At 39.6% G+C, this 11,624-nt stretch carries 12 protein-coding genes; 10 read left to right on the top strand and 2 right to left on the bottom strand.

The features are described from left to right. The 5 genes from ACQ76X_RS35210 to ACQ76X_RS35190 form a co-directional block, all read left to right on the top strand. On the top strand, positions 1-1,327 hold a 1,327-nt coding region (locus ACQ76X_RS35210; RefSeq protein WP_438498531.1), incomplete at its 5' end, for an RHS repeat-associated core domain-containing protein. An 11-nt stretch (positions 1,328-1,338) separates the two neighbouring features. Continuing rightward, positions 1,339-1,875 carry a hypothetical protein gene (locus ACQ76X_RS35205; RefSeq protein WP_438498529.1) on the top strand — a complete coding sequence of 179 codons (537 nt, stop codon included), beginning with the start codon at positions 1,339-1,341 and terminating at the stop codon, positions 1,873-1,875. 1,142 nt (positions 1,876-3,017) lie between these two features. Further along, on the top strand, positions 3,018-3,503 hold the full coding sequence (locus tag ACQ76X_RS35200) for a hypothetical protein (RefSeq protein ID WP_438498527.1): 486 nt from the start codon (positions 3,018-3,020) through the stop codon (positions 3,501-3,503). A 162-nt stretch (positions 3,504-3,665) separates the two neighbouring features. After that, positions 3,666-3,866 carry a helix-turn-helix domain-containing protein gene (locus ACQ76X_RS35195; protein ID WP_438498526.1) on the top strand — a complete coding sequence of 67 codons (201 nt, stop codon included), beginning with the start codon at positions 3,666-3,668 and terminating at the stop codon, positions 3,864-3,866. 70 nt (positions 3,867-3,936) lie between these two features. Beyond that, positions 3,937-5,003, top strand: a protein-coding gene (locus tag ACQ76X_RS35190) for an IS630 family transposase (protein WP_438498525.1) whose coding sequence is annotated in 2 segments (ribosomal slippage) — positions 3,937-4,440 and positions 4,443-5,003 — 1,065 coding nt in all. Because the reading frame shifts where the segments join, the coding sequence is not laid out codon by codon here. A gap of 625 nt (positions 5,004-5,628) precedes the next feature. On the opposite strand, the gene ACQ76X_RS35185 is transcribed toward ACQ76X_RS35190, so the two are convergent. Continuing rightward, positions 5,629-6,303, bottom strand: coding sequence for a hypothetical protein (locus ACQ76X_RS35185; protein ID WP_438498524.1), 675 nt, complete (start codon positions 6,301-6,303; stop codon positions 5,629-5,631). A gap of 298 nt (positions 6,304-6,601) precedes the next feature. On the opposite strand from ACQ76X_RS35185, the gene ACQ76X_RS35180 reads away from it, so the two are divergent. Beyond that, positions 6,602-6,982, top strand: a complete 381-nt coding sequence (locus tag ACQ76X_RS35180; RefSeq protein ID WP_438498522.1) for a BlaI/MecI/CopY family transcriptional regulator — start codon at positions 6,602-6,604, stop codon at positions 6,980-6,982. A 1-nt stretch (position 6,983) separates the two neighbouring features. Further along, complete coding sequence (locus tag ACQ76X_RS35175) at positions 6,984-8,189, top strand: M56 family metallopeptidase (RefSeq protein WP_438498520.1); 1,206 nt, start codon at positions 6,984-6,986, stop codon at positions 8,187-8,189. A 182-nt stretch (positions 8,190-8,371) separates the two neighbouring features. On the opposite strand, the gene ACQ76X_RS35170 is transcribed toward ACQ76X_RS35175, so the two are convergent. Continuing rightward, positions 8,372-8,872 (bottom strand): RNA polymerase sigma factor, encoded by a 501-nt coding sequence (locus ACQ76X_RS35170; RefSeq protein ID WP_438498519.1) that lies wholly within the window; start codon positions 8,870-8,872, stop codon positions 8,372-8,374. A 485-nt stretch (positions 8,873-9,357) separates the two neighbouring features. Between ACQ76X_RS35170 and ACQ76X_RS35165 the strand changes: the two genes are divergently transcribed. The 3 genes from ACQ76X_RS35165 to ACQ76X_RS35155 form a co-directional block, all read left to right on the top strand. Further along, entirely contained in the window at positions 9,358-10,869 is a 1,512-nt protein-coding gene (locus tag ACQ76X_RS35165) for an RHS repeat-associated core domain-containing protein (protein WP_438498517.1), read from the top strand. Position 10,870: 1 nt separating this feature from the next. Beyond that, positions 10,871-11,161, top strand: a complete 291-nt coding sequence (locus ACQ76X_RS35160; protein WP_438498515.1) for a hypothetical protein — start codon at positions 10,871-10,873, stop codon at positions 11,159-11,161. A 102-nt stretch (positions 11,162-11,263) separates the two neighbouring features. Then, on the top strand, positions 11,264-11,624 hold a 361-nt coding region (locus ACQ76X_RS35155; protein WP_438498514.1), incomplete at its 3' end, for a hypothetical protein.

The following is an 11,624-nucleotide window of genomic DNA, read 5'->3' as shown; positions in this document are numbered from 1 at the left end:
GAATCGTCTTCTGTCAATCAAACGGCCGAATGGTCAAAGCACACAGTACACGTATGATGTGCGTGGCAATCGTCTAACCTCAAGCGAGAGCGTCAGCACCAGCTTGGATCTGAGCGATACAAGCTACACCTATGATTTACAAAACACCTTGACCGGATTGACCAAAAATGGGAATACGACCAGCTTTACCTACTATGCAGACGGCCTTCGGTATTTGAAGAGCACTGGAACGAGCCATACACAAGTCAACTATGATTTTAGTGGTCAAGTTATCGCAGAGGAGAAATTAAGCGGCAGCACTGTAATACAAAAATCCTCCTTTGTCCGTGGAGACCGGGTATTGGTGAAAAAGGACAAGACGGCAGCAAAGGATTACTACTATTTGTACAATGGTCATGGTGATGTGGTGCAAATCGTCAATACCAGCGGAACACCGGTTAACACCTACAGCTATGACGAATGGGGAAATATCACCAGCCAGACGGAAGGGATACCAAACTCCTTTAAATATGCTGGTGAGATTTACGATGAAGAAACAGGACTTTACTATCTGCGTGCACGGTATTATGATCCGAGTATCGGGCGGTTTTTAAATGAGGATACGGTTGAGGGGCAGATTGATAATCCGCTGAGCCAGAATCTATATACGTATGTGCATAATAATCCTTTACTTTATACTGATCCCACAGGTAATTGTATCTGGGACGCGTGTGTAGCTGAATCCATTAGTGTAGTAATATTGATAGGTGGAGCTGTAGTTGCAACAATTGGGGCTGGAATTACAACAGGAGTTGCTATGGATAAAGCAGGTATTAACATTTTTGACACTTATGATCAGGGTGTTACAGTTATTCAGCAGCCTGGCCAGCAGCAAAGCGTTATTGTACTTCAACAGCCATGGTTTCAAGGAAGGCAAACGATAATACAACAACCTAAAATTAATGTAATAACACAAGAACAATTTGATATTTTACCCTTTGATTTTCAGCAGCGGATATTCAATTCAGGGACATTAATTTTTGATGTTGGATCATTTGAGAAAAGTATTGTTAACCTGTCACCAAGCGAAAGAGTGGCTAGTGTCCGGGCAACTGCGGCTACCATGGCAACAAATTATGGTTTTAAAAAGGACTCAAGGTTATCCAAATTAAATGGTAGAGATGTTTACATTGATCCTGCAACAGGGAGCCTATATTCTGTTGACACACAACACGGTAGATTTGAGGTTACTAATAGTCGTGGTATACATCAAGGTGAAGTTAATTTTGATCTAAAATCGACTAAGCCAGCTGACAAATCTGGTAAACATAATATAAGAACCAATTAAGGAGGGTTTTAATGAATAATATGATTAAAGAGTATATAGATAAGTATTTAGTGGAGAAAAAAAATATTCAGGAATATTTAAATAAATGCAGAAGTGAAGGTTTAATTCCGAACAAAGTGCTTGAGTTCATTAAGAAAAATGGATTTGATTATACTCAAGTAAATGTAGGAGAAGTTTGGCCAGCTACTGAATGGTTGCTAGATTTTGGAGATATTAAAGAAGACGACTTTGAGATTAGCTATAAATGCCGACTGATGGTTTCTAAGCTTGTCCCTCTTTATTACTTGCAACATGAATATGAGACAAAGAATTTGGATAAAAATGCGGTTAGCCCAATTCTAGATGGATTTGATACCCAGCCATATACTAGAGTTCAAGCAGAGTTTGAAGATATCGTTAATAGTATCTACAATCCCCTGGGCTATATGCGACTCTCATATGGAGAGCTGTCATATGTAATTTGTGGTTTAGAAAAAAACACTGATATCTTTGGTTCGCAAGTAACTATTGAATCAATATTTTTTAGGGATTTTCTAGAATTATGTTAATTTCTGAAAATATTTTCTGGAATCAATATCCCTCTGGTGCATCAGGAAAGAGCTCAAATGCAATTTTGTTAAAGGCAAGAGTGTCGAGAAATACTGTGCAGGGGGGATACAGAAGAATCGTAAAACAATGCTATACATTAGGACAATCGAACAGCCTGACGGGATAAGAGCTCTTGACCATTCGCGGGGCAATTCTCATAATCGCTAAGCAGCGGACGGTCGTGAAGGACAAGCGCGCAAGCAACTTCGTAAACCTTAGAGCACTTGAATGCTGCCATTATGGTAGGTTCAGGTGCTTTTTTTCACTTGTGGAGATTAGTCTATAAGTCGGAAGTCGGTATTTTACTATTATGATTAGAGTGAAAAAAAAGATCAAAATGAAGTAAAAAAATAGACATAAATTTTGTTATAAATTGTGTTGTTTTGACAAAAAAATAAAGAGATGGATTCCTGTAAATTCAAGCTTAGTGTAATTGAGGCACCAGAGTCAATTGAGTTAATAGTTACAGAAATTAGACAAGGAGATTTTCAGGAACTACTTATTAACAGATTGAATAATTTCCTCGAAAAGGGAGTTAAAGTTCTAACGGAGGAAAAATACAATAACATGGTTGAAGAACAGTTTTCGAGAAATCAATGGGTATTTGAAAAAAATAATATATTCTAAGATGACAAAAGTTATAATCTTAATCACATGGAATAAGAAGAGCCATGTGGTTTTTTCGTTCTGATAATTCCGTATCAATTAACCTGAAATTATTGTAGTCATCTTCTTTTCAAGATTTGATATGTAAAACCTATAATGAACCGAGTCAGCTTGTCGGACCGACGCTTCCTCGCAGAATGAAAGCATGCTGTACAACAGCCTAGGACTGTTTTCGAGTAAGAGCGACCGGAATAGGACTGTGTCGAATTACCAGTATGACGAGCACAATCAGCTCATCAATGCATCCCTTTGCGTGACTATTGGGGGCACTCCGCAGACACAGAAGACTCTCAGTTGATTTGCAGAAACTGTCAGATCAAGAATATGAAGCGGCAAAAAATAGGATAACACAGCTCGATAACGATAGATTTGCTGCAGATCAATAAAATTTGTGATGAGGATTGAATTTGTTCTTACAAGGAGAGATGTGGAGTTTATGCATAATTATTCTATAAAAAAAATTGGGATAGGGATATTATTTCTTGCTTTCTTAACGTTAATAATATCAAGCTGTCAAAAGGAGAAATCTTTAAATGATCAAATTATGCGCATCATAGACGACAAATGCAATTTGGGTGAGATTTGTGATATTTCACTTAACGAAATTACTACATTTAAATGGGATAAGGTGGTTGTTTTTCAGGTGGGAAGTTCAAGTAAGGAAATTAGTAATGCTTTAGGTGTTAAATATGAAGGTTCAACTGATTTAATGAGCGGACTTATTTTTGTGTTAGATAACAAAATAGTTTATGAAGAGATGATCCCATATCAAACAGAACACCCTACTAACTTACAAATATTTATAGACAAAAAAGCTAATGAACCCAACAATGTAGTTCTGAGCTTCGATGATGCTATATTAAAAGGGAATAAGGAACGGTTGGACGATGTTGCTTATTATTCTATTAATGTAAATTATTAACAATAAAGAAAAGCCACACGTGATGATATAATCCATGTGGTTTTTTCTTGTGAAAATACATTTGACATTCTTAGTAAGGCATTATACAGTCAAACTTTTGAGACATACTAGGTATGGCGGTGAATGAAATGATAGGATTACAATTTATAGCACACGTTTCACATGGAGTACAAATCGGTAGCAGAAGCAATCGGAGTTTCTAAACAAACATTTCAAGACTGGATCAAAGAAAGACGTAAGATACCTGAGCCACGTCTGGAGCAATTGTCCGAGTTATTTGGGATCGACGATAAAACTTTGTTCCAGAAGGAGTTGCTTCCATCTGAAAAGTCGGAAATCCTGATGGTTTACTTAACTATATAAGTTGAACTAAAGGAATTCATTTCCACATCGTCGAATATAGGAAACATAACTTAAAAGCGACGGTGAAATCATGGAAATGACACAAGCCTTTATTGAAATTGAAACCTTGATGAAAAAAGAAAAAGAACGACGCATGTTTGAGCGTTACCAAGCCGTTGTTCTGCATTTGAAAGGGAAGAATGCGCAGGAGATCGCAGAGATCATCGGCAGAACGGAACGAACGGTCTATAAATATATGCGTGCCTATCGCGAAGGCGGTATAACTGGACTGCAAATAAACTATTCAACGGGAGCACCCGAGCGACTGACAAAGGAACAACAAGAGCAGTTAAAAACGACGATCGTATCCTCGGTCCCGCACGAAGTAGGCTTTGAAAGTAAATACAGTTGGACCCTCTATCTCATTGGCGAATATATCAAGCGGGAGTTCGATCAGTCCTATTCGCTTCGTGGCATTTCCAAAATGGCGCACCGTCTTGGACTCAGCTACACGAAACCCACCTATACGTTAGCTGCTGCGGATGAAGCCAAGCAACAAGTCTTTACAGAAGTGACGTTTCCTGCTTTGAAAAAAGATTAATGGACGAAAACATTGCTCATTTGCTTTTCGAAGATGAGTCCATGATCCGGGATTACCAAGCGCTTCAGCATACGTGGTTTCTCAAAGGCAAACAACGCATCATCCAGACCACAGGTAAACATCGCGGTGTCAAATTGTTAGCCGTACTGAATTATATGACGGGTCAAATTCTCTGGAAAGAAGATGAGCAGTATAACGCAGAGACGTTTCTGTCCTTCCTACAAATGGTGGTCGAGGCGTACCCACAAGGAAAGATTGTCATGGTACTGGATAATGCTCGTATTCATCATGCGAAGTTACTTCAGCCTTTTCTGGAAGATCACAAAGAGCATCTTGAATTGGTTTTCTTACCACCGTATAGCCCGCAATTGAACCTGGTGGAGGGACTTTGGAAATGGCTAAAATCTGATGTCATTAACAACGTGTTTTTCCATACCGTCTTAGAGATCCGTAAGAAAGTTACTGCGTTTATGCAAAACATAGCTCTCGATGCTCAGACGATTATTGATCGTCTTTGTCTTCGTTTGGAAGACAACCAGCTCACTGAATATATCTAGTTCAACTTATATAGAACAGATGAGCATGAGAAAATTGAGGTCACAAACGTTGATGATGAAGGAAACGAATACACTACAACGCAGCACTATTCACCGCATCTTAACCTTCTTGAGTATGGTCAAGCGGGGCAGAAAAGAGTAAAACTAATCGAACAGATAAGCGCCTTGCTGAACGCTGATCTAATCAACGAAAACGAAAATTCCAGCCTTTTGGAAGATGTAGTTACGGTAATGCAAGGTCAGAATCGTAGTAAAAGCACAGCGGTGTATAACCGTCAGGCTTTGCTCTGATCCGCAAGCGAGTAATGAAGGAAACTTTGTTCCCCTACCGCCTTGGGCTTTGTCCTCCCCCCCTTCCACGAGTTGCGTACCGACCTTGTTATTATTTTTTACACCTTAATGATATCAAATTCTCTGTCTTGACATCGTGTAGCACCATATCTGCATTTGGTCTAATAATTGATCGTCTACTAATTTGGTATTATCAAAATTGCGGAATATATGGCGAAAATTTTGCAAGCAAAAAGAGACGCTCCGCTTTTACACCGGATGTGTCTCTTTTTGTAGTCTACTTATGAATGGATTGCGTGAAATCTTCCCTTCATTTTACCATTGTCTTCAACAATCAAGAGGGATCATCAACCACACCCATCAGCGCGTATCCTGGGGTACTATGCGTGCTTGCTCTAGCACCATAGGAATGGTTTTTATTGGGGTTTGTAAGATACATTTTTCGCCCTGCCGACAAGTTATTTGCCCACCCTACATCATATTGATCGGTGAGATCTGCATAGCCAGCATTATAACTTGTCCCTGGCAAAGAATCTGCGACCATTGAAACTCTATTGGCATTTGTATTGAAGGCATAGAATATGGGTGATCCCCCACTCGTCGGCGGGGCTTGCAAATAGACATTTCCTGCATAATTGGCAGCCATAATTGTAAATATGGGGTCACCAAGCGTTGTTGAATTTTCGTTGCTTTTAGAAACATTTGCTTTTGGAACATCCCAGTCTGGAAACAAATCAGAAAATTCAGGAAGCTCTTCAATTGTTCCATCTGGTTGCTCAATAGCAACTTGGCCATCAACCGTCCAAGATTTACTATAAATAATAGAATTCCGTGCAGCCGAAATAGCGCTTTTCCATTCTTCAGGTGCTGTTTTAAGATCAGAATATGCCAGTTTCTCTATGGACAGAGTAGCATAATTCGGCTGATTTGATGCAAGTGCAAAGCCCGGTGTAATTAGGGAGAGGGACAATAAGAGAGCTGCGGTAACTTTAAAAGCTATTCGTTTCATAAATTAGAGACCTCCATTATTAATGATTTCATAAAAATAAACGCACCTGATAATTCACGAATCTAAGGTTACCTTGCCGGCACATTTTAGGACAGAAATTATTAGCCCAATGGAATCACCTTCCTTCAATATGAATCTGCGATAATATCTTTTCATACCATATATGTATCCATGTTGAATTTTGGGGACAAATTACATTTTTTTTGACGAATCAATTGTAAAATTTTTTAAAATCATTGACGTTCATTTAAGACAAATGTAGAATACAGTAGTAAGACAATTGTCTTGGGAGGGTGATATGTTGGGCACAATTAAAAAACTGCCAGATGCAGAGTTTGACATTATGAAAGTGATATGGGCAAATAAGGCGCCAGTAACAACCAATATCATTATGCAACAACTGGGAAGTGAAAGAAGTTGGAAGGCTCAGACAGTCGTCTCACTTATGTTGAGGTTGGCTAAACGAGGTTTTGTCAGATCGGAGAAGAACGGCAAGGAAAACCTCTACTTTCCGCTTATTGAAAAAAATGACTACCTGAATTTTGAAACTAGCGACTTTATCGAACGCTTTCATGGAAATTCTTTTACAAGTCTGGTAGCAAGATTATATGACGGAAACAAGATAAAAGACATTGACCTTGACCAACTGACAACGTGGCTGAAAGAAAAGAAGGAATAGTATGCAGGAGTTTTTTAGCACTTTACTTCAGAATTCAGTTACTATGTCGTTAGTGACACTTATTTATGCGGCAATACTACCCGTTTTATCGAAACGATATGCAGCAAAGTGGTGTTACATAGGTTGGATTATAATTGCAGTCGGGTGGGTGTTTCCGCTTGGCCCTCAATTTGACTTCTTGTTGAAACCTATGCAATTTTCAGATATACCGCTAACGTCTGTACACACAATTATTAGTGCCAATCCAACTATGCCCGTGCAAGATGTTATAAACACTCCAGCTTCTATTTTATTATGGTGGATATTTCTGGTAATTTGGGTTCTAGGTTCTATAAGTATCGCGGCTTATCATATTTGGCGATATAGATATTTTTTAAAGTTGGTAAGCCGTTGGAGCATTCCTATAGCTCATTTCAAATGCTTGGAAATTTTAGATGGATTAAAGTTAGAGATGAATATTAAAAAAAATGTCGAGTTACGTGAGTGTCAGATTATTACAAGCCCCATGCTGGTCGGTTTTTTTCGTCCAGTGATTTTGCTGCCATCTGAACAATTTTCTGATGATGAATTATCAATGATACTGAAGCATGAGTTGGTTCATTTAAAAAGGCATGATCTTTGGTATAAGGCATTGATTTTAGTGGCAACCGTGCTTCATTGGTTCAATCCGATAGTCTATCTAATGTCAAGATCCGCAGCAGCACAGTGTGAAATCTCCTGTGACGCAATAGTTATACAGGGAGCGGATTTACAGCGGAGAAAGCAATATGCTGAAGCAATTATTAATGTTGTAAAGAACGGGGCAAAGCTCCAAACAGCATTTTCAACAAATTTTTATGGAGGAAGAAATATGAAAAGTCGCATTCTTTCAATAATGGACACAAAGCAGAAGAAGACAGGCATTATTATTCTTTGTATGACGATGTTAGGTGTTCTAATGACTGGTGCAGCTATGGCTGCGGCAACTGACTCGCAAGAATCCATTCGTCCTGAAGTAGTTGTCGCATCTCCTAACAGTAATAAAGATACGGATAATGAAGTAACCCAACTCCTAAAGTTGTTACGCCGCCCCTACGGCGACAAGACGAACGCAATTAACTCACAAGGACCGACTCGTCCTGAAGTAGCTGCCGCTTCTCCTAACAGCGATAACAATAGTGATAATGCAGTGACCCACCTTCTAGAGTTGTTAAAGCAGTCGCGATAATGTTTTTCTTCTATGCAAGATGACGAAGTATTAGAGTTATTTGTGGGTAATCTTATTTGAAAAATCGAGATAGCTCGTATATGTAATAGTTGTTCCTTGATCCACAAACAAACTTAGTAGGGGTCAGCACTTCTGCAGATAATTAGTGCTGGCTTCTGTTTATTTGTTTATGTCAGAATGCATTATTCAAGTTTATCTTTAAGCTGATTTTTTAAACTTTTTTTTGCTCGTTGAATTCGTTTTTTACACGCCTCAACTGATATTCCAAGTTCTTGCGCCGCCTCCAGCACTGAATACTTGTCCAAGGCAATTCTTTTAAGCAATTTATATTCTGCAACGTCGATTAAGTCGGAGTACAAAAAATCAACATCAAGTCTATCTTCACCCACGGATATGATATTCTCATTAAAATCGACGGAAGAAACTACAATGCTATTAAGATATGTTCGGCTGCGAATTATGTTCTTAATGACATTCTTAAGGGTAATTAATAGCCATCCCTTCCTATTTGGACTAGACAATAATATGTAGGCTTTTGTGCAGGCAATCCTGAATGTCTCCTGAACAGCATCTTCAGCTAGTGAGTAGTTATGAAGTGCATTATTTGCATAAGCCGATAAGGGATATAGCATATCTCGAAATAATTCTTCAATAGCGTGGCGCTGGTCATCGTCAAGACCCATCTCATCACCGCCTTAACTGTTTGATAGAACCTTCCTGAGAATTTGTATGCTATGAAAACGTTGAAGCAAAGCAGCCCTCCGTTTTGAAATTGTGAGAAGAATGCTTAAATAAACAGGAATTTACAATTGTCAATCCAGTATACCATCAAAAAACTTTTGTTCCCATATATTATATTATATGTATAATTTGTAATGATTCATTTAGAGATGGAGTCGGTGGCATCCTGCTTTAGTTAATATATTAAAACGTGAACAAGCCATCCGACGGATGGCAATGAGATGTAAACTACCAATTTGACAGTCAGCGGCTGATCAACGTCCAAACCAATGGCAGCGCGTCCCTAAGCAAAGCCGCATCCGACAATGTACAGTACAGCTACTATGCAAATGGCCGAGTCAAGACAATTACGTACCCGCCGTTGACGGATGGAAGTATCTTAAAAACAGAGTACACGTACAACAAAGCACTCGGTTGGATTGAAAGCATGAAGAATACAAAAGGAAGCTCCGTGCTTTCGGGATACAACTACAGCTATGATAATAATGGAAATATTACAGCGGTAACTGAAGTCCTCAATAATGGAGCAGCAAAAACGACAAGTTACGGATACGATGCTTTAAATCGTCTACTGTCAATCAAACGGCCGAATGGTCAAAGCACACAGTACACGTATGATGTGCGTGGCAATCGTCTAACCTCAAGCGAGAGCGTCAGCTCCAGTGTGGATCTGAGCGATACAAGCTACACCTATGATTTACAAAACACCTTGACCGGATTGACCAAAAATGGGAATACGACCAGCTTTACCTACTATGCAGACGGCCTTCGGTATTTGAAGAGCACTGGAACGACCCATACACAAGTCAACTATGATTTTAGTGGCCAAGTCATCACAGAGGAGAAACTAAGCGGCAGCACTGTAATACAAAAGTCCTCCTTTGTCCGTGGAGACCGGGTATTGGTGAAAAAGGACAAAACGGCAGCAAAGGATTACTACTATTTGTACAATGGTCATGGCGATGTGGTGCAAATCGTCAATACCAGCGGAACACCGGTCAACACCTACAGCTATGACGAATGGGGGAATATCACCAGCCAGACGGAAGGGATACCAAACTCCTTTAAATATGCTGGTGAGATTTACGACGAAGAAACGGGACTTTACTATCTGCGTGCACGGTATTATGATCCGAGTATCGGGCGGTTCTTAAATGAGGATACGGTTGAAGGGCAGATTGATAATCCGCTGAGCCAGAATTTGTATACGTATGTGCATAATAATCCTTTGATTTACACTGACCCGACTGGACATCGTATTGCTGAGGATAAATATTGGAGCAAGGCAGACCAAAAATTAATTGATATGTATACGGCTGATTTTAATAAAGCCAAGGCTGCAGGTAATTCTGCTGCTATGCAAGCTGCACACGATAAAGCCAATGCAATAAGAGTAGCAAACGGTGCTGAAGTTATTGCAAGAACTAACTATTCAACTGGCAAAACTACATCCATACGTACACAAAACGGAGGAGCTCATGAGGACTATCTTACACAAGCCCTTGCTGTTCCTGCTCTAGCTGCTGGAATATTCTACGGACCTGTTATAGCGCCCACAGCACTAGCCACTTCGGATATATTAACAATGGGAACAACATTTTCAACAGGGACAGTTATAGCAGCTCAAGCAGTAAATACGGGGTCCAAAATGGTCAATTTGTACAGGTCAATGAGTGATGCCGAAGTGGCTTCTATTGCTAATTTAAAAGCATTTGATGCTGGAGTCAATATGGAGGGGAAATGGTTTGCTACCACACTTAAGGATGCAAAAGAGTGGTCGAAGATGCCTGGTAATTCACGAATTGTATCTGTAACTGTTAATGAAAGTATCTTAAATGGAGCGTTTTACAAGCCCATGCTTGATGGTATTGGTCCTGCATATTATTTTGAGCTAGAAGCTCTAAACGCTGGTTTTGGAAAGGTGACATTGGTGAAATGACATGGATAATAAGGTTATAGCTAGGATTAACTGGGTTCCGACAGAAGAAGGTGGAAAAAAGAGGTTTCCTTTGACGAAATATTCAACAGCTGCGCATTTCCAGGCTGATATGGAAGGACAGGATTGGAGTGTTGTACTGAGTATTATTTCAAACCATGATAATTATGAAACACTTTGTAGTATAAAATTTTTGTTTCCTGAAAAAGCACCCAGAAATTTGCTTGTCGTAGGAAGCAAATTTGTACTTTATGAATTTGGAAAAGTTGCAGATGGAGAAATAATTGAATCATAAGGGAGATATTACATGCCACATGGACTTACTAGCTCCATGTGGTTTTTTTTATGAAAAAAACATTTGACAACGAGCCGAGTAGATTACATTGGAAGCTGTCTTGTGGTAGTGTTATCAACGGTCCCCTCTATTGCCCTATTTCAAAGTGTCAGTACCCATGGTTGGACGAATCAAACGAAGCTGTTGACCGGAGATCAGTTTAATAATCCTGCAATCAAACAGCATTATACAACCACCTATCAGTATGAACCTAAGTATCATTTGCTGGAAACGCAGTCCTGGTATAACAATGAAAATGATGCTGCGCCGCAAAGTGAACGTTATACCTATACTGCTGAGGGACGGCCGGCAACGGTAACCAATGCGTTAGGAGACAGGACGGTATACAGTTATAGTTATTTTAACAGTACGGGAGGGATCTCCCAGGCAACGGCGGAGAAGACCGCCCAAGGCCAACTAGTGA

The organism is Paenibacillus sp. IHBB 3054 (assembly GCF_051594305.1).
In the GTDB taxonomy this organism is placed as follows: Bacteria; Bacillota; Bacilli; order Paenibacillales; family Paenibacillaceae; genus Paenibacillus_AQ.
The sequence above is the reverse complement of the archived record's forward strand: the minus strand, read 5'-3'. Positions and strand labels throughout refer to the sequence as shown.

Excerpts from the sequence above, each read along its gene's own strand:
- ACQ76X_RS35180 (WP_438498522.1), top strand. The coding sequence starts at position 6,602 with ATGTTGGGCACAATTAAAAAACTGCCAGATGCAGAGTTTGACATTATG.
- ACQ76X_RS35160 (WP_438498515.1), top strand. The coding sequence starts at position 10,871 with ATGGATAATAAGGTTATAGCTAGGATTAACTGGGTTCCGACAGAAGAA.
- ACQ76X_RS35185 (WP_438498524.1), bottom strand. The coding sequence starts at position 6,303 with ATGAAACGAATAGCTTTTAAAGTTACCGCAGCTCTCTTATTGTCCCTC.
- ACQ76X_RS35195 (WP_438498526.1), top strand. The coding sequence starts at position 3,666 with ATGGAGTACAAATCGGTAGCAGAAGCAATCGGAGTTTCTAAACAAACA.
- ACQ76X_RS35200 (WP_438498527.1), top strand. The coding sequence starts at position 3,018 with ATGCATAATTATTCTATAAAAAAAATTGGGATAGGGATATTATTTCTT.
- ACQ76X_RS35170 (WP_438498519.1), bottom strand. The coding sequence starts at position 8,872 with ATGGGTCTTGACGATGACCAGCGCCACGCTATTGAAGAATTATTTCGA.
- ACQ76X_RS35165 (WP_438498517.1), top strand. The coding sequence starts at position 9,358 with ATGAAGAATACAAAAGGAAGCTCCGTGCTTTCGGGATACAACTACAGC.
- ACQ76X_RS35175 (WP_438498520.1), top strand. The coding sequence starts at position 6,984 with ATGCAGGAGTTTTTTAGCACTTTACTTCAGAATTCAGTTACTATGTCG.
- ACQ76X_RS35205 (WP_438498529.1), top strand. The coding sequence starts at position 1,339 with ATGAATAATATGATTAAAGAGTATATAGATAAGTATTTAGTGGAGAAA.